This is a genomic window from Sinomonas cellulolyticus (genome assembly GCF_014656475.1).
Classification (GTDB): Bacteria; Actinomycetota; Actinomycetes; order Actinomycetales; family Micrococcaceae; genus Sinomonas; species Sinomonas cellulolyticus.
Map to the genome: position 1 here is coordinate 38,641 of NZ_BNCM01000016.1, position 17,802 is coordinate 56,442.

At 71.2% G+C, this 17,802-nt stretch carries 17 protein-coding genes; 8 read left to right on the forward strand and 9 right to left on the reverse strand.

Features of this window, described 5'->3' with window-relative positions; all coding sequences use genetic code 11:
• The first annotated feature begins 6 nt into the window (after positions 1-6).
• From IE231_RS16180 to IE231_RS16190, 3 genes are all read left to right on the forward strand, one after another.
• Positions 7-1,215, forward strand: coding sequence for an acetyl-CoA C-acetyltransferase (locus IE231_RS16180; RefSeq protein ID WP_189695030.1), 1,209 nt, complete (start codon positions 7-9; stop codon positions 1,213-1,215).
• A gap of 64 nt (positions 1,216-1,279) precedes the next feature.
• Positions 1,280-2,395, forward strand: coding sequence for a winged helix DNA-binding domain-containing protein (locus IE231_RS16185; protein WP_189695031.1), 1,116 nt, complete (start codon positions 1,280-1,282; stop codon positions 2,393-2,395).
• Positions 2,396-2,611: 216 nt separating this feature from the next.
• Positions 2,612-3,571, forward strand: a complete 960-nt coding sequence (locus IE231_RS16190) for a hypothetical protein (RefSeq protein WP_189695032.1) — start codon at positions 2,612-2,614, stop codon at positions 3,569-3,571.
• A gap of 44 nt (positions 3,572-3,615) precedes the next feature.
• On the opposite strand, the gene asd is transcribed toward IE231_RS16190, so the two are convergent.
• From asd to IE231_RS16230, 8 genes are all read right to left on the reverse strand, one after another.
• Complete coding sequence (gene asd, locus IE231_RS16195) at positions 3,616-4,743, reverse strand: aspartate-semialdehyde dehydrogenase (protein WP_189695033.1); 1,128 nt, start codon at positions 4,741-4,743, stop codon at positions 3,616-3,618.
• Between the two features lie 49 nt (positions 4,744-4,792).
• Positions 4,793-5,464: a hypothetical protein gene (locus IE231_RS16200; RefSeq protein ID WP_189695034.1), complete on the reverse strand. Its 672-nt coding sequence runs from the start codon at positions 5,462-5,464 to the stop codon at positions 4,793-4,795.
• Positions 5,465-5,546: 82 nt separating this feature from the next.
• The gene (locus IE231_RS16205; protein WP_189695035.1) at positions 5,547-6,098 is read right to left on the reverse strand and encodes a dihydrofolate reductase; all 552 of its coding nucleotides are present in this window, start codon (positions 6,096-6,098) and stop codon (positions 5,547-5,549) included.
• The gene (locus IE231_RS16210; protein ID WP_189695036.1) at positions 6,095-6,910 is read right to left on the reverse strand and encodes a thymidylate synthase; all 816 of its coding nucleotides are present in this window, start codon (positions 6,908-6,910) and stop codon (positions 6,095-6,097) included. The genes IE231_RS16205 and IE231_RS16210 overlap by 4 nt, the downstream gene beginning before the upstream one ends.
• A 27-nt stretch (positions 6,911-6,937) precedes the next feature.
• Complete coding sequence (locus IE231_RS16215; RefSeq protein WP_189695064.1) at positions 6,938-7,915, reverse strand: NUDIX hydrolase; 978 nt, start codon at positions 7,913-7,915, stop codon at positions 6,938-6,940.
• A complete protein-coding gene (locus tag IE231_RS16220) occupies positions 7,912-10,212 on the reverse strand; it encodes an RNA degradosome polyphosphate kinase (protein ID WP_189695037.1) in 2,301 nt (766 codons plus the stop codon). The genes IE231_RS16215 and IE231_RS16220 overlap by 4 nt, the downstream gene beginning before the upstream one ends.
• 12 nt (positions 10,213-10,224) lie before the next feature.
• Positions 10,225-11,193, reverse strand: coding sequence for a mycothiol synthase (mshD, locus tag IE231_RS16225; RefSeq protein WP_189695038.1), 969 nt, complete (start codon positions 11,191-11,193; stop codon positions 10,225-10,227).
• A 230-nt stretch (positions 11,194-11,423) separates the two neighbouring features.
• A complete protein-coding gene (locus IE231_RS16230) occupies positions 11,424-12,119 on the reverse strand; it encodes a winged helix-turn-helix transcriptional regulator (RefSeq protein ID WP_189695039.1) in 696 nt (231 codons plus the stop codon).
• Positions 12,120-12,302: 183 nt separating this feature from the next.
• Here IE231_RS16230 and IE231_RS16235 point away from each other — a divergent pair, with 183 nt between their 5' ends.
• The 5 genes from IE231_RS16235 to IE231_RS16255 all read left to right on the forward strand — a co-directional run bounded on the left by IE231_RS16235 (position 12,303) and on the right by IE231_RS16255 (position 17,075).
• Entirely contained in the window at positions 12,303-13,049 is a 747-nt protein-coding gene (locus IE231_RS16235) for a permease (protein WP_189695040.1), read from the forward strand.
• Positions 13,050-13,266: 217 nt separating this feature from the next.
• A complete protein-coding gene (locus IE231_RS16240; protein WP_189695041.1) occupies positions 13,267-13,896 on the forward strand; it encodes a nitrobindin family protein in 630 nt (209 codons plus the stop codon).
• Between the two features lie 77 nt (positions 13,897-13,973).
• A complete protein-coding gene (ygfZ, locus tag IE231_RS16245; protein WP_189695042.1) occupies positions 13,974-15,107 on the forward strand; it encodes a CAF17-like 4Fe-4S cluster assembly/insertion protein YgfZ in 1,134 nt (377 codons plus the stop codon).
• On the forward strand, positions 15,107-15,505 hold the full coding sequence (locus IE231_RS16250; protein WP_189695043.1) for an ankyrin repeat domain-containing protein: 399 nt from the start codon (positions 15,107-15,109) through the stop codon (positions 15,503-15,505). The genes ygfZ and IE231_RS16250 overlap by 1 nt, the downstream gene beginning before the upstream one ends.
• A gap of 127 nt (positions 15,506-15,632) precedes the next feature.
• The gene (locus IE231_RS16255; RefSeq protein WP_189695065.1) at positions 15,633-17,075 is read left to right on the forward strand and encodes an MDR family MFS transporter; all 1,443 of its coding nucleotides are present in this window, start codon (positions 15,633-15,635) and stop codon (positions 17,073-17,075) included.
• Between the two features lie 16 nt (positions 17,076-17,091).
• Here IE231_RS16255 and IE231_RS16260 read toward each other — a convergent pair whose 3' ends face one another.
• Positions 17,092-17,802 carry a GNAT family N-acetyltransferase gene (locus IE231_RS16260; RefSeq protein WP_189695044.1) on the reverse strand — a complete coding sequence of 237 codons (711 nt, stop codon included), beginning with the start codon at positions 17,800-17,802 and terminating at the stop codon, positions 17,092-17,094.

Sequence of the window (17,802 nt, forward strand, 5' to 3'; positions counted from 1 at the left end):
ACAACGATGAGGGGTCACGTCCCTGCGCGGAATGCCCCTGACGACGTCGTCATCGTCGGAGCCGCACGCACACCCCAGGGCAAGCTCCTCGGGCAGCTCTCCGCGCTGTCCGCGGTCGAGCTGGGCGGCGCGGCCATCGCCGGGGCACTCGGACGCGCGGGCGTCCCGGCCGAGGACGTGGACGCGGTCATCATGGGCCACGTCCTCCAGGGCGGCGCCGGCCAGAACCCGGCGCGGCAGTCGGCGGTTGCGGCGGGCATCCCGCTCACGGCCCCGGCCATCACCGTCAACAAGGTCTGCCTCTCGGGCCTCTCCGCCGTCATCGAAGCGGCGCGGATGCTGCGGCTCGGCGAGGCGGCCGTCGTCGTGGCAGGGGGCCAGGAATCCATGAGCCAGGCGCCGAGGCTCCTGGGCGGCACCCGCACCGGCTCGGCGTACGGGCCGATGGAGCTCGTGGACTCGACGGCCCACGACGGCCTCACGGACGCGTTCGACCACGAGGCCATGGGGCTCGCGACCGACAGGGCCAACGCCGCTCTCGGCCTCACACGCGAGACCGCCGACGCTGTCGCAGCAGCCTCGCACGTGCGGGCCGGCACCGCCCAGGCTGCAGGGGTCTGGGCCGAGGAGATCATTCCGGTGAAGGTCCCCCAGCGCAAGGGCGCGGTGCTCGAGGTGTCCGAGGACGAGGGCATCCGGCCCGACTCGACCCCGGAGACGCTCGCGAAGCTGCGGCCGGCCTTCTCGGCGGACGGGACGGTGACCGCGGGCAATGCATCGCCCATCTCGGACGGCGCCTCCGCGGTGGTACTGACGACCCGCGCGGAAGCCGAGCGGCGCGGCTTGGAGGCGCTCGCCGTCGTGCGGGCGCACGGCCAGATCGCCGGGCCGGACACGAGCCTGCCCGACAAGCCCGCGCAGGCCATCGGCGCGGCGCTGGCACGCGAGGGCTGGGCCGCCGGCGAGCTCGACATCGTGGAGATCAACGAGGCGTTCGCCACCGTCGCGGCGCACTCGGCAGATCTCCTCGGCGTGCCCATGGACCGCGTCAACGTCAACGGCGGGGCCATCGCGATCGGGCACCCGATCGGTGCCTCGGGTGCCCGGGTGGTCGTCACAGCGGTGCACGAGCTCCTGAGGCGCGGCTCCGGCCGGGCGGCCGTGGCGCTCTGCGGCGGCGGCGGACAGGGCGACGCACTGCTCCTCGAGCGCTGACTCCTCCCGGTGTTGGGTACGGATGCGGACGGCATCTGTCCCCTTGCCGCGCGATGATGGCCTCATGGAACCCTCTGGCACGCCCGTGAGCACGACGACGCTCGCGCGCCTCAGGCTCGCCGCGCAGGCCCTGCTTCCGGCCGCCTCAGTGGGGTCTGCACTCGGGCCCGCGGCGGACCCGGCGGCGGCTGTCCGCCGCATGACGGCACTCCAGAGCCAGGACCTCCAATCGGGTCTCCTCGCGGTCGGGCTCCGCACTGAGGGCGGCACAGCGTCGGCGGTCACGGCCGCACTGGCGGCCGGCGCCGTCGTGCGCACGTGGACCATGCGCGGCACGCTGTTCACGGTCGCGGCCGAGGACGCGCGGACGTTCGTGGAGCTCGCGTCCGAGAGGGTGATGCGCTCCGCTGCAGCCCGTCATCGCGGTCTCGGGATCGGGGAGGAGGACGTGGCATCCGCGCGGAAGGCCGCGGAGGACCGGCTGGCCGGCGGCGCGGGCATGACGCGCGCGGAGCTCTTCGAGGCGTTCGAGGCCGCCGGACAGCCCACCCGCGCCCAGCGGGGCATCCACCTCCTCTCGATCCTGAGCCACCGGCTCGTGCTCGTGCAGGGGCCGCTGCGGGGGCGCCAGCAGGAGTTCCGGCTCGCCGACGAGTGGCTCCCAGCCCGCTCAGGGCTTGGCGGCGATGACGCCCTCGAGCACCTCGCCGGGCGGTACATCGCCTCCCACGGCCCGGTGGACGAGAGGGACTTCGCATGGTGGATCGGCCAGCCGCTCGGCCGGGTGCGTGGACCGTTCGGGGCGGCGGCGAGTCAGGCGGCGCGAGTCTCATGGCAGGGACGCGCCCTGTGGTGCGTTCCCGAGCTCGCCGCGCTCGCGGACTCGCGGGCCGGGGCACGGGCAGTCGTGGCGGTCCCGGGTTTCGACGAACTCGCGATCGGATACCCGGACCGCTCCGTGTCTGTTCCACCGGCGTACCTGCAGCGGCTCATCCCGGGGAGCAACGGCGTCTTCAAAGCGATGGTCACCCTCGGCGGCCGAGCGGTGGGGACATGGACCAAGGGCGGCAGGCCTCCGGCGCCGCGCGTGGAGCCGGAACTGTTCGAGGAACTCTCCGCGTCCGCTTCCGCTGGCGTGGCCCGCGCCTGCAGGCGGATCGAGGCCTACTGGACCGGGTAGTCGGACCACGGCGGCCTCCGCACTGACCGCACTATCGGCCCTGGACCGCACTATCGGCCCAGGGCCGCATGAACGGTGCGGCCCGGCACCGATCTTGCGGCCCAGGGCCGACCAGACTGCCGCATCGGTCCGCGAGGTCACGGGGCAGCGACCCGGGTTATCCACAGTCGTCCCCGGCGCAGCCGCTCGACCCCTCGGTTGCGACAGACTACGCGTATGCATCCCTCAGCACTTCGAGCCCTGGTCGAGGACCGCTGGCCCGCGTCCCCCGTGGCAACAACGGACACGCTCGCCTCCGCGGGCATCACCGACCGCGTCCTGACCGAGGCTGTCCGGGCCCGTTGTGTGCACCGCATTCGGCGGGGCGCCTACGTGCTCGCCACCGTGTGGAACGCTGCGAAGCCATGGGAGAAGGACATGTACCGCATCGACGCCCATGCTGCTGCCCGGGCGATGCCGGCGACGTACAGCCATATGACGGCAGCTCGGCTCCTGGGATGTTCAGTGTGGGACGCCGGCGATCGGATCCACGTCACGGTGCCGTATGCGTCGTCGGCCCGGAGCCACGGGCCGGACGTGGTGGCTCACCGCCAGCCAGTCGGCAGCGAAGACCTCGTGCAGGTCCTCCGCAGGGGGCGGACGCTCCGCCTCACGTCGATCAACCGAACAGTCGCCGATTGTGCGCGAGTGCTCGATGTCGAACGAGCGGCGGTCATCGGGGACCACGCACTGCGGCGCGGGGCTTCCGTCCGAGGGATCGCCGCAGCTGCGGAGCGTTCCGGGATGGTGCGAGGGTCCCGCAGGGTGGAGCGCCTGCTCGGGGTACTTGATGCCCGCTCCGAGTCACCTGGAGAGACTCGCACCCGGCTCGCGTTGGCCGCCTCGGACCTGCCTCCGCCACAGCTCCAGTTCGAGGTCATGACTGAGGAAGGCCTGTACAGGGCGGATTTCGCGTGGCCCGAACTCAGGGTCATTCTCGAGTTCGACGGCGAGAGCAAGTACTTTGCCTACCGGCCCACCGCGGAGGTCCTCCTCGCCGAGCGCAGGCGGGAGAACGCGCTTGTCGCGGAGGGCTGGATGATCGTCCGGGTCCGGTGGGCCGACCTCAGCACCCCGGGCCTGATCGCGGCGAAGGTCCTCTCCGCCTTCGCGCGAGCTGCGAAGCTCGCCGGCTGATGGCCCTCGGCCATACGATTCTGGCGCCCGGGCAGCGGGAGTCCTCAGAGGGTCCCGACGGCGATCTTGAGCATGCGGCGCAGCGGCTCGGCCGCACCCCACAGGAGCTGGTCGCCCACGGTGAAGGCGGAGATGTACTCGGGGCCCATCTCGAGCTTGCGGATGCGGCCCACGGGGATGTCGAGGGTGCCGGACGCGGCCACGGGGGTCAGCTGGTCCATCGAGGCCTGCTTCTCGTTGGGCACCACATGGGCCCACTCGTTGTCGGCGTCGATGAGCTTCTCGATCTCGGCCACGGAGAGGTCCTCGCGCAGCTTGAGCGTGAGCGCCTGGGAGTGGGAGCGCATGGCGCCGATGCGCACGCACAGCCCGTCCATGATCACCGGCTCGAGGGCGGCGCCCGCGGCGGTTCCGAGGATCTTGTTCGTCTCGACTCCGGCCTTCCACTCCTCCTTGGACTGGCCGTTGCCGAGGTCGGCGTCGATCCACGGGATGAGGGAACCGGCAAGCGGCACACCGAACTGCGTGGCGTCCACGCCTCCGCGCTGCGCCGCGAGGACCTTCCGGTCGATCTCGAGGATGGCCGACGCCGGGTCGGACAGTTCCGCCGCAACGGCGCCGTTGAGTGTGCCGAACTGGGTGAGGAGCTCGCGCATGTGGCGGGCGCCCCCGCCCGAGGCGGCCTGGTACGTCATGGAGGTGCCCCACTCGACGAGGTTGTTGCGGAACAGGCCGCCGAGGCCCATGAGCATGCACGAGACGGTGCAGTTGCCGCCGATGAAGTCCTTCACGCCGGAGGCGAGGCCCTCGTCGATGACCTGCCGGTTGACGGGGTCGAGGACGATGATCGAGTCGTCGTCCATGCGCAGGGTCGAGGCCGCGTCGATCCAGAGGCCATCCCACCCTGCCGCACGCAGCTGCGGGTGGACCTGCTTGGTGTAGTCGCCGCCCTGGGCGGTGACGATGATCGGAAGCTTCTTGAGGGCCTCGATGTCGTACGCGTCCTGGAGGGCCGGGGCGCCCTCGGCGAACGACGGGGCAGCGCCGCCCGCGTTGGACGTCGAGAAGAAGACGGGGTCGAGAGAGGCGAAGTCGCCCTCATCCTGCATGCGCTCCATGAGGACGGAGCCCACCATCCCACGCCAGCCGACGAAGCCTACCGAAGAAGTCATGCCCTCTATTCTACGGGGGCGGCGGGAGGCCTCGTCTGTGGCTTCCGTCTCAGGGCATCTGGTCGCCGCGGACGGCCCGGAGGGTCACGACCAGCGCGTGGTCGTCGGCCGGCACGTCGGCGACCTCGTCGGTCCCCGGCACGACCTGCCCGAGCAGCCACCCGCCGTCGTGCGCGGCACGTATGCGCAGCGCCACGCCCTGTCCTTCGATGTGCCGTTCCACGAGCACCTGCCCCTCGGGATGCTCGGCGAGGTGCCCGCGCACGAGGTGGAAGGTGGCCTCAGCCGGGGGGATGTCGGCGGGCTGGGGGAGGACCCACCAGGTGCCGTAGGCGCGCGGCCGGGCGAGGACCGCGACCTCGGGCGCCTCGAGCAGGACGATGCGGTCAGTCCATGCGTCGGATTGGAGGGTGAGCAGCATCCGCCGCTGAGCACCTCCGAGGGCGACGGCGATGCCCGCCACGGCCCCTTCCACGCTCAGCTCCCCGTGGGCATCCACATGGGCGAAGCTGCGCGCCACAAGGGAGGAGACGCCCGCGGAGACCATCTCGGGAACGGCCGCGTACCGGTCCACGCCGAGCAGCTCGGCCGTTGCCGGGGCCGACTCGCCCCCGTGGAACGCCAGCAGCGCGAGGACCTCCGCGAAGCCGAGGCCGATCTGCTCGGCCGCGGGCGAGCCGGCGGTGTTGGGAGAGGGGCTGGGGGTTGCTGCGGTGGCCATGGGACCAGCTAACTACATTCCCGGCGCCGCACGCCGACGTCCGCGCCGGGCGCTCTTCCCGCGGGGACGGAAGCCGCGGGCTCTACTCCTGCGCCGTGGCAGCCCGGCGGAACCAGGCGATGCGGTACGGGACGCCCGTGCGGGAGGAGAGCCAGCCGCCGTCGTCCGGCTGGACGGACGCGAGCCGCCAGTCCGCGCCGAGGTGGGGTGCGAACGTGTCCCCGTCGACGTCGAGGTCCAGGAGGGTGACCGCCGCGATGTCCGCGAGGGGCAGGACCTCCTCGAACACCGTGCCGCCGCCGATCACCCACACGCGTTCGGCGCCCGGCGCCTGTGCGGCTGCCGCGAGCGCGTCGGGCAGGGAGTGCACGACGACGGCGCCGCTCGCCTCCCAGCCCTGCTGGCGCGTGATCACGATGTTGGTCCGGTGGGAGAACGGCCGGAACCGTTCGGGGATCGAGTCCCAGGTGCGCCGGCCCATGACCACCGGATGCCCGCTCGTGGTCGCGGCGAAGTGCTTCATGTCCTCGGGCACATGCCACGGCATGGAGCCGTCCTTGCCGATGACCCCGCCCTGCTCCGTCTGGGCCCAGATGAGTCCGATCTCGCGGGCAGCCGTGCCGTTCGCGGTCATACGGCGATCGGCGCCTTGATCGTGGGGTGGTGCTGGTAGCCGAGGACCTCGAAGTCCTCGTACCGGTAGTCGAAGATGCTCTCCGGCGTCCGGCCGATGACCAGCCGGGGCGCCGGGTAGGGCGCGCGGGAGAGCTGCTCGCGGACCTGCTCGAGGTGGTTGTCGTAGATGTGGCAGTCACCGCCGGTCCACACGAACTCGCCCGCCGCGAGCCCGAGCTGCTGGGCGACCATGTGCGTCAGGAGCGCGTAGGAGGCGATGTTGAACGGCACGCCGAGGAACATGTCCGCGCTGCGCTGGTAGAGCTGGCAGGAGAGCCTCGCGGCTCCGTCCTCGACCGGCTCGACGTAGAACTGGAACAGCGCGTGGCAGGGCGGAAGCGCCATCTTTGAGATCTCGGAGACGTTCCATGCCGAGACCAGGTGCCGGCGCGAGTCCGGGTTGGCCCGCAGCGACTCCATGACTGCCGCGATCTGGTCGATGTGGCCCCCGTCCGGTGTGGGCCACGAGCGCCACTGGACGCCATAGACGGGGCCGAGCTCGCCGGCGTCGTCCGCCCACTCGTCCCAGATGCTGACCCCCTGCTCCTGCAGCCAGCGCACGTTCGAGTCGCCGCGCAGGAACCACAGGAGTTCGAGCGCGACCGACTTGAAGTGCACGCGCTTGGTCGTGATGAGCGGGAAGCCCTCGGCGAGGTCGAACCGTACCTGGCGGCCGAAGACGCTGCGGGTGCCCGTGCCGGTCCGATCGCCCTTGTGGACGCCGTGCTCGAGGACATCGCGGAGGAGGTCCTCGTAGGGGGTGGGGATCATGGAGCCTGCCTAGTCATTAGTCGCTGGTCAGTCATCGAAGGGCTTCACCTGCTCGAGGGCCACGACGCGCGCCCGGCCCTCGACCGGCACGTGGAACACGATGAGCTCCCCGGGGGCCAGGTACGGGTCCGAGGACGGCAGCTGGTCCGCCAGTCCGGGCGCGAGGAACGTGCGGAACTCGTCGAGGATGATCGGCAGGACGGGTCGGTGCGTGCACAGCACCGCTGGCTGCCGCTTGTCGAAGAGACGCACGACGACGGCCGCGGCCTTGCGCGGCTTCCTCGCCGCGCGGTGCTCGGTCAGGTCATCGACCAGCCGGATCTTCACCTTTTCCCGCGACGCCCGCACGTAGGGCAGCACGGTGTCCAGGCAGCGGCGCCACGGGCTCGTCACGACCCGCCGGGGCTTCCACACCGTCAGGAGCCGGCCGACCGCCTGCGCCTGGCGGACCCCGCTCGCGGCCAGGGTTCTGTCTCCCTCGGCCTTGGTCCAGGAACTGCGCGGCTTGGCCTTGGCGTGACGCAGCAGGATGAGGGGCCTCGTGGCGAGGGTGCCCTTCCGGTGTGCCTCTGCGAGCGCCTTGAGGGGGAGAACGTCCGTCTGGTTGCTCAGCAGGAGCTCGGCCTCCTCCGGGCCGCACCAGTGGACCTGGTCCACCTCGCGGCCGTCTGGCCTGAGGTTGGCGGAGCGTTCGAGCTGCAGTGCCCAGTAGTGGACGGCCTTGAGGCCGGCCGAGACGCGGTAGTGCGTTGTCGGCAGGGGGATCCCGAGGCGGGCGTCTACCCCGATCTCCTCGCGGACCTCGCGGGCGGCGCACTCGGGGAGGGTCTCCCCGTCGTCGAGCTTGCCCTTGGGCCACGACCAGTCGTCGTACCTGGGGCGGTGGATGAGGAGGACCTGCAGCTCCTCGCCGGCGCTGCGCCACGGGATGGCTCCCGCGGCGCTGACGGCGACGGGCTCGTCGAAGTGCTCGGTCTGGTCCTCGACCGGTGCGTCCGCCATCAGCGCAGGGTAGCGGCCCGCTGCCGGGTCCGGGAGGCGAGGAGCCATGACTGCACATCCTCGAGCGGACGGCCGTTCTCGTCGAGATGGTGGCGCGTCCAGTTCCCATCGGGGCCGAGGTGCCACGAGGAGGTGGTCGGGGCGATGTACCGGTCCATGAGGGCGACGAGATCCGTGATGTCCTCGCGGTTGCGCAGCTGCACGAGGGCCTCGACGCGGCGGTCGAGGTTGCGGTGCATCATGTCTGCCGAGCCGATGTAGATCACCGGGTTGCCGCCGTTGGCGAAGGCGAACACCCGGGAGTGCTCGAGGAAGCGGCCCAGGATGGAGCGGACGGTGATGTTCTCGCTCAGGCCGGGCACCCCCGGCCTGAGGGCGCAGATGCCGCGCACGATCACGTCCACTCGCACTCCGGCCTGGGAGGCGCGGTACAGCGAGTCGATGATCGCCTCGTCCACCATGGAGTTGACCTTGATGACCACACGGGCGCGGAGGCCCGCCTTCGCGTTGCGGATCTCGGTCTCGATCCGGTCGATGAGGCCCGAGCGCACCGAGCGCGGCGCCACGAGGAGGCGCTTGAAGGTGGATTTCGGCGCGTAGCCCGAGAGCTGGTTGAAGAGCTTCGAGAGGTCGTCGCCCACCTGCTCGTCGCACGTGAGCAGGCCGAGGTCCTCGTAGTACCGCGCGGTCCGGGGGTGGTAGTTGCCGGTGCCGATGTGGCAGTAGCGGCGCAGCCCGTCGTTCTCCTGGCGCACCACGAGGGAGAGCTTGCAGTGCGTCTTGAGGCCCACGATCCCATACACCACGTGCACGCCGGCCTGCTCGAGCTTGCGCGCCCACGAGATGTTGGCCTGCTCGTCGAAGCGGGCCTTGATCTCCACGAGCGCGAGGACCTGCTTGCCGGCCTCGGCCGCGTCGATGAGCGCGTCCACAATGGGCGAGTCGCCCGAGGTGCGGTAGAGGGTCTGCTTGATGGCCTGGACCTTCGGGTCTGCTGCGGCCTGCTCGAGGAAGGCCTGCACCGAGGTCGAGAACGAGTCGTACGGGTGGTGCAGGAGGATGTCGCGGCGGCGCATCGCCGCGAAGACGTTCGCCGCCTTGGCCGTCTCTGACTCGTTGAGGAAGCGCGAGGTGTGCGCGAGCTGCTTGGGGTAGTGCAGCTCGGGCCGGTCGATCCCCGCGATCACGGACAGGCCGCGCAGGTCCAACGGTGCCGGCAGTGAATACACCTCCGGCTCGTCCACCCCGAGCTCCCGGACGAGGAGCGCGAGGACGTTGGGGCTGATGTCCGTGGTGACCTCGAGGCGCACGGGCGGGCCGAACCGCCGCCGCAGGAGCTCCTTCTCGAGCGCCTGGAGGAGGTTCTCGGCGTCGTCCTCCTCGACCTCGAGGTCCTCGTTGCGCGTGACCCTGAAGGTGTGGTGCTCGAGCACCTCCATGCCGGGGAAGAGCTGGTCGAGGTGCACCGCGATGAGGTCCTCGAGCGGGATGAACCTGGCCCCGCGGCGGGCTCCCGCCCTCGGGCCGTCCACGGAGATGAGCCGGGGAAGCTGGTCCGGCACCTTGAGCCTGGCGAACAGCTCCTTCTCGCTCACCGGATTCCGCACGATCACGGCGAGGTTCAGGGACAGGCCCGAGATGTAGGGGAACGGGTGGGCCGGATCGACCGCGAGCGGGGTCAGGATCGGGAAGACCTGCTCCCGGAACATCGTGCTCAGTTGCTCGTGCTCGCCCTCGCCGAGGTCCTCCCACGAGACGAGCCGGATGCCCGCCTCTTCGAGGGCGGGCCGGATCTGCTCCGCGAAGACGCGGGTGTGGCGCTCCTGCAGGACGTGGGCTGCCTCGGAGATCTGGTCCAGGACCTCGTGCGGGCTCAGCCCTGCAGGGGAGGGGACGGCGAGGCCGGTGGCGATGCGCCGCTTGAGCCCGGCGACCCGGACCATGAAGAACTCGTCCAGGTTCGAGGCGAAGATCGAGAGGAAGCTGACCCGCTCGAGCAGGAACAGGTCCGGGTCCTCCGCGAGCTCGAGGACCCGCTGGTTGAACGCGAGCCAGCTCAGCTCGCGGTCGAGGAAGCGGTCCGGGCCGTATTCGCCCTCCGGCTCGGCATTCGGCTCCGTCTCCGGGATGTAGAAGCGGTCTTCGGTGGCCCTCGCGGCGGGAACCTCGGAGGAGCCGAAGACGGGAGCGGTCCGAGCGGGCCGGAGGCTGGGAGGCGAGCCCGCGCCGTCGTGCGTGCCGGCCGCCGCGAGGTGCGGCGCGGGCGCGGGAGTGCTCTGGTCCCGAGCGGCTTCAGTCATGGTCCAACCCTACTAGGAGGCGGTGTAGAGGACGTCCCTGTCCCACAGGGTGAAGCCGAGCCTGCGGTACATCGCCACGGCGGGCAGGTTGTCCGCGTCGGTGTACAGCATCACGGTGCCCAAGCCGAGCGAATGGAGGTAGTCGATGCCGTGCAGGGTGAGGGCGCGCCCGAGCCCGTTGCCCTGGGCCTCCGGGACCACGCCGACCACGTACACCTCGCCCAGCGCGCGGTGTTCGCCGTGCGCGGGGTGCACCTTGGTCCAGTGGAAGCCGAGGATGCGGTCGTCCTCGTCCACGGCGAGGAAGAATCCCGCCGGGTCGAACCAGTCCTCGGCCATGCGCGCCTCGAGGTCGCTGCGGCGCAGCTGGCCCTGCTCCGGGTGGTGGGCGAACGCCGCGTGGTTCGCGGCGAGCCACGCGTCCTCGTCGCGGCCGGGCTCGAACGTCCGGATGGACACCCCCTCGGGCAGCGCCGGCGAGTCGGCGTGCGGCCGGTGAACGAGCACCATCTTCCACAGTTCGCGCTCGGGCACGAACCCGTAGTCGAGCGCGAGCTCGGCCGCGGCTTCGTGGTTGCCGTGCGACCAGGCCCGCAGTCCCTTGAGGCCCGCACTGCCGCGGAGCTCGCGGATCGCCTCGACGAGGCGGACGCCGACCCCCTGATTGCGGTAGTTCGGATGCACGGCCAGCTCGGCCACCCCGGTGCCGTCGGGGGAGAAGGAGATCGCTGCCACCCCTGCGAGGTCTTCCGGCACTGAGGAGCCGGAGGTGTCGTCCAGTGCATGCACCGCCACGGTGAGGATCTCCTCGTTATGGGTCTCGGGCGAACGCATGAGCACGGTGGTCTGCTCTGAGAGCGAGGGATTCCCGTCCGATTCCTCGGCTGCCTCGAGCAGTTCCCGCACCTCCGCCCACAGGGCCTGCGGGACGCGTCCCTCGACGACGGTGACTGGCCAATCCTGCGGGTATGCGCTGGTCATGGGGACAGGCTAGCGAACAGGGCCTGAAGTGGCAGGTGTTGGCTCCGGTTTGCCTGCATCCTCCCTGCCGGGGTAGAGTCGCACTCTGCCGCCGGGGTATCGGCGGGCAGGGGGGATCCGCCAGTGGGGCGGCCTTGATACGTTCGACCCGTATGTCCTCCACAGAACCGGCGGGGCCGGCATCGTCGTGACGATGCCGGCCCCGCCGTCGTCCTGCCGTCCCCGCTGCCTCAGGCCTCGCTGAGCTCGTCCTCCGCGAGCCGTGTCAGCGTCAGCCGGTAGCCCACGTTGCGCACTGTTCCGATGAGCCCCTCGTGGTCGGTCCCCAGCTTCGCCCGGAGCCGTCGGACGTGGACGTCCACGGTGCGCGTGCCCCCGTAGTAGTCGTAGCCCCACACCTCGGTCAGCAGCTGCTGCCGGGTGAACACCCGCCCCGGATGCTGCGCGAGGTACTTCAGGAGCTCGAACTCCTTGAACGTCAGGTTCAGGGCCTCGCCATTGACCTTCGCCGTGTAGCTGGACTCGTCGATCACCACACCGGCCGCGCGGATCTCCGTCTCCGGCTCCTCCACGGTCGCCGCACGCGAGACGGCGAGACGGATCCTCGCCTCGACCTCGGCTGGCCCTGCGGAGTCGAGGATGATGTCGTCGACGCTCCAGGCGGACGAGACGGCGGCCATGCCCCCCTCCGTGAGGATCAGGATGAGCGGCGCGTTCAGGCCCGTGGCACGCAGCAGCTGGGTCAGGGAGCGGGAGCCGACCAGGTCCTTGCGGGCGTCGACGAAGACGACGTCCGAGGGGTCGGCGTCGAGCAGGGCAGTGGGCTCCGCCGGCAGGACGTGGATGCGGTGGTTGAGGAGCTCGAGCGCGGGGAGGATGTCGGCTGACGCGCCCGCGGCGTTCGTCAGGAGCAGGATGTGCGACATGGTTCCTCCGTCAGGATCTGTCTGCACGGCGTCGGGCAGTGGTGCCTATGACGGTCGATTATAGAACGAGCCGCGCTCCGCACCCCGGGCATGCGTCACATTCGCGTGCGTCGTGAGGCAGGATGGCAGGGTGAGCAACACTGACCACGGAACCCGGCCGCGCCCTCTGCACAGGACGGCGACGTGAAGGCGACCGCCCGTTCGGTCGCCGGTGGAGCGGTGGCCATCGCCGGTGTTGCGGTCGCCACCGCGTCCAGCCTGGGCGGCCCGATCGCGCAGACCCTGGGCACCTCTGTCGTGGCCGTCGCCGTGGGCTTCGGCTGGCCGCACTTCCTCGGCATCCCCGCCAAGAAGACCAATGGCGCCGTCATCTCGCTCGCGGGCATCGCCTCGGCGGCCTCGGCGGCGTTCGCCCGCGGCCCCGAGTACCTCGTCTGGACCCCCCTTGCGATCGCCGTCGGCGTCATGGCCGTCGTGATCGTCCAGCTGATCCGCGGTACGGGGCAGAGCCACCGCCTCGAATCCGCATTCGGCGCGAGCGCCGGCGTCCTCCTGTGCTGCCTGGGGGCAGGGTGGACGGCGACGGCGCGGCTCACCGGCGCGGGGTCGATGCTCCTCGTCGCGGCCATCAGCACAGTGGTCGCCGTCCTGATCGGCATGATCCGCTGGCCCGACACCATCGTGGCACCGCTCGCCATCGTGTTCGCTGGGCTCGCCGCGCCCCTCGCGGGTCTCGTCCTCGCCGACATCAAGCTTCTCCCGGCCACCCTCGCCGGCGTGGTGATCGGGGCGGTGCTCGCGGCCTTCCGCGCGCTCAACAGCACGCGTCGCGACCGGATCGCCACGGCAGGCTTCGTGGCCCTCGGCCTGGCGCCGGCCTTTGCCGTCGGAACGGTCGCCTACCTGCTGGACCGCATGCTCGTGGTGTGACGAAGTCGTGGTCGGGCGGCCGTGCGTCACACGCTACGATGGGCCGTATGAGCGTTGCAGCATTCGAGATCTTCTTCCTTGTCCTCCTTGCCGTCACGTCCGTTGCCATGGCATGGTTCGCCGGCCTCGTGATCTGGAAGCTGTACAAGGGCCAGCGCTGACCCTGCCGGGTGACCCTGCAGGGCCTCGCACCATCCCGCCTTCCTAGGAGCCGCTCGTGCCTATGGAGATTCCCACCGGCCTGACCCCCGAGCTCGTCCCACTGTCGTGGCTGATCGGGGAATGGGAAGGCCACGGCCGCCTCGGGGCCGGCGAAGGCGACGACCCCCACTTCATCCAGCACGTCGTCTTCGCGAACGACGGATTCCCGTACCTCAAGTACAGCGCGGAGAGCTGGCTGGCGGACGAGGACGGGAAGCGCATCCGGCCCCTCTCCGCGGAGACGGGCTACTGGCAGATCGACCGGCCGCTCCAGGATGCGGACGGGGGACCGGGCATGATGCCGCCGGACATCGTGCCGGCTTTCACCTCCGCCGAGGAGGTTGAGTCCCTGCGCAATGCACAGGACGGTTTCGACATCACGGTGACCATCGTCCACCCCGGCAGCATCGCCGAGCTGTACTACGGGCAGATCAAGGGCCCCCAGATCCAGCTGAGCACCGACGCCGTGCTCAGGGGCGCCCACGCGCGGGACTACAAGGCCGCGACCCGGATCTTCGGGCTCGTCAACTCGGACCTCTTCTGGCGCTGGGACGTGGCCTGCGGCGGTGAACCGCTCGCCCCCCACGCCTCCGCCATCCTCAAGCGGGTCGCCCCGGCGCAGACCGGTCCTGCCCCCGCCGAGTGACGTACCACGCGTCCGGCGCGGTCCCGCCGGGGAGCGGACCCGGGAGTGAAATGGCCCCGCCGAGCGTTGCACCGAATATGACTCACGCCTCGCCCCTCCTCGCGCGCCCCGGCGCCGTCGCTGCACACGGTCCCGACGAGGGCGTCGCCGCCCACTACGGAGACCCCGTGCGGGAGCAGCGGGACCTCGCAGCGGGGCGTGCCGCCGTCGACCTCTCCTTCCGCGGCGTCGTGACCGTCGCCGGCCCCGACCGCCTCTCGTGGCTCACCACCCTCTCCTCCCAGCAGGTCACCCGCCTGGTCCCGGGGGAGTCGAGCGAACTGCTGCTGCTGAGCCTGCAGGGCCGCATCGAGTTCGACGCCCGCATCATCGACGACGGCCAGAAGGCGTGGCTCCTTGTTGAGCGCGGCGAGGCGCAGGGACTCGCCGCGTGGCTCACGTCCATGAAGTTCATGCTCCGGGTCGAGGTCGCCGACGAATCCGACACCTGGGGCGTCATCGGGTCAACCCGCCGCCTCGACGTCCTCGACGCGTTCGGCCCCCAGGGTGCCCCGCTCGTCTGGGTCGACCCGTGGCCGCACGTGGCTCCCGGCGGCTACAGCTATGCGGCGGTCGACGACGCGAACCACCCCGGGCTCGAGCGGCCGTGGTTCGAGCACGTCGTCGAACGCGAACGCCTCGCCGAGGCGGCGGCGGCACTCGAGGGCGACGGCGTGGGGCTGGCCGGCGCGATGGCCTCCGAGGCCCTCCGGATCGCCGCATGGCGACCGCGGTGGGGCGTCGAGACGGATGAGCGCACCATTCCGCACGAGCTGGACCTTCTGCGCACGGCCGTGCACCTGTCCAAGGGCTGCTACAAGGGCCAGGAGACCGTTGCCCGCGTCCACAACCTCGGGCACCCGCCGCGGCGCCTGACGCTCCTGCAGCTCGACGGCTCGACGCACACGCTTCCGGCCCCCGGGAGCCCCGTCGTCGCGCGGGACGGATCCACCTCGGCGAAGCCGCTCGGCCGGGTGACCTCGGCGGCCCTGCACTACGAGATGGGGCCGATCGCCCTCGCCGTGCTCAAGCGCTCCGTGGCTCCCGACGCCGACCTCGTCGTCCTCGGCGAGGCGGACGGCGAGGAGTACGCCGCGGCCCAGGAACTCATTGTTGCCCCGGAGGCCGGCCAGGTCGTCGGGCGTCCCACCGGACTGCTCAGGAGAAACTGATGACCGAGAACCCGATCCCCGACGATGTGATCGCCCTCGCGGGCCGGCTGTTCGACGCCGCCCGGGCCGGTGACGAGCCCGTGCTGCGCTCCTACCTCGAGGCTGGCGCCCCCGCGACGCTCACCAACGAGTCGGGCGACACGCTCCTGATGCTTGCCGCCTACCACGGCCATGCCGGCACCGTGCGGCTGCTCGGCCAGCACGGGGCGGACGTCGAGGCCGCCAACGACCGGGGCCAGACCCCGCTCGCCGGGGCGGTGTTCAAGGGATACGACGAGGTCGTTGACGCGCTGCTGGCCCTGGGCGCGGACCCGGACGCCGGCTCGCCCACCGCCCGCCAGACCGCCCACATGTTCGGACGGACGGAGATCGTGCACAGGTTCGGCACCGCCGGCTAGCGAGATGCTCGCCACAGGCGAACGGATCCGGGCAGCCGCTGTCAGCAACAGGTGAGACCCTAGACCGGTGGACAACAACATCGAGCGGCCCTGGGCCGCCCTGTGGGCGCTCGTCATCGGCTTCTTCATGATCCTCATCGACACGACCATCGTGTCCGTGGCGAACCCCGCGATCATGCGGGCGCTCGGGGCGGACATCAACTCGGTCATCTGGGTCACGAGCGCCTACCTGCTCGCCTACGCTGTGCCCCTCCTCATCACCGGCAGGCTCGGGGACAGGTTCGGGCCCAAGCGGATGTACCTGTTCGGACTCGTCGTCTTCACGCTCTCGTCCCTGTGGTGCGGACTGTCGGGCACCATCGCGTCCCTCATTGCCGCGCGCGTCGTCCAAGGGCTCGGCGCCGCGTTCATGACCCCGCAGACCATGGCGGTCATCACCCGCATCTTCCCGCCGGAGCGCCGCGGCGCCGCGATGAGCATCTGGGGCTCCACGGCCGGGGTGGCCATGCTCGTCGGCCCGATCCTCGGCGGGCTTCTCGTTGACGGCTTCGGCTGGGAGTGGGTGTTCTACATCAACGTGCCGATCGGCGTCGCCGGCTTCGTCCTCGCCGCCCGGCTCGTGCCCAAGCTGCCCACGCACTCGCACCGCTTCGACTGGCTCGGCGTCGCGCTGAGCGCCGCGGGCATGTTCCTGCTCGTGTTCGGCATCCAGGAGGGCCAGACCTACTCCTGGGGCACGATCTCCGGGCCGATCACGGTGTGGGGCCTGATCATCGCGGGCGTCGTGGTCATGGTGCTCTTCGTCGTGTGGCAGCGGTTCAACCGCGCCGAGCCGCTCGTGCCCCTGGGCCTCTTCCGCGACCGTAACTTCTCCCTCGCCAACGCGGGAATCTCCGTGGTGGGTCTCGTCGTCACGTCCTTCGGCCTGCCGGTCATCTTCTACTACCAGCTCGTGCGGGGCATGACCCCGACCGAGTCCGCGCTCATGAGCATCCCCCTCGCCGTCTTCTCGGGCGTGCTCGCGCCGTTCGCCGGGAAGCTCGTGGACCGCGGGCACGGGAAGATCATGAACATCGGCGGGATGCTCGTGTTCGCCGCGGGCCTCGTGCTCTATGCGGTGCTCATGACGCCGGACATGCCGATCTGGCTCCTGCTCATCCCGAGCGCGGTGATCGGCATCGCGAACGCCGGCATCTGGGGACCGCTTGCGACCCTTGCCACGCGCAGCCTGCCGCCGCAGCTCGCGGGGGCGGGCTCGGGCATCTACAACACGACCCGCCAGGTCGGCGCCGTGCTCGGCTCGGCGGCCATCGCGGCCCTCATGGAGGCCCGCCTGGCGGCCGACCTCCCGTCCGGCGGCCCCGCTGCTCCGGCGGGCGAACTCGCCTCGGGACACCTGCCGCAGTTCCTGCAGGCGGGCTTTGCGTCCGCGATGGCCCAGTCCGTGCTCCTGCCCGCGGCCTTCACTGTGCTGGGGCTCGCCATCGCCTTCTTCTTCGTCAAGGTGCCCGCCGACATGCCGCGCGAGGCCGCCCCGGCGCCCGGCAAGGTGCCGGAGTCGCAGCGCTGACCCCTGCACCCCGGCGTCAGGGCCGGGGCAGCTGCACGGATGCGATATGGCCCTGTGCCTGGATCCCGAGGGAATCGGCGAGCCGGAGGGCGGCGGTGGCGTGGGACGGCACTGCGATCTGGACGATGAGGCCCTCAGCCAGGGCCTCATGGGCCGCGATCGAGGCCGCCAGCCGGCCGAGGCCCCTGCGCCGCAGCGGCGGCGCCACGAGCACGCTCAGGTCGGCCAGCAGCCCCTCCCGGACGGTGTAGGCGGCGCAGGCGGCGGGACCGTCCGGGAGCATGAGGGTGAATCTCTGCTCGCGCTCGGTCAGTGCGGCGGAGGAGACGTCGTCCGGCGGGCACCGCATCTCGAGCCCGATGGCGTCCGGCGCCCCCCGGGAGACCTGTGGCTCGACGTCGGGCTGGGCGAGCGGCAGGTCGTCGGCGAACCCGAGCACCGCGGTCCGCAGCCCGCGCGCGCCGTGGCCCGCGAGCCGCAGCAGCGCGCCCCCGTCCACCACCTCGTCGAGGCCGAGGTCCGCCGCGGCCGCCACCAGCCCGGCCGGTCCGGTCACCGCGAGCTGGCCGAAGAGCACGACGGCGGTCAGCTCCCGGGCGCTGTCGACGCGCCCGAGGAGGCGCGCGCCGTCGTCCGAGAAGCTCAGGTCCGGCAGCCCCAGCCGCCGCGCCCAGGCGAGCCGCACGATGCCGCGGCTCCCGGGCTGGAAGGTCCCTCGCGAGCTCAT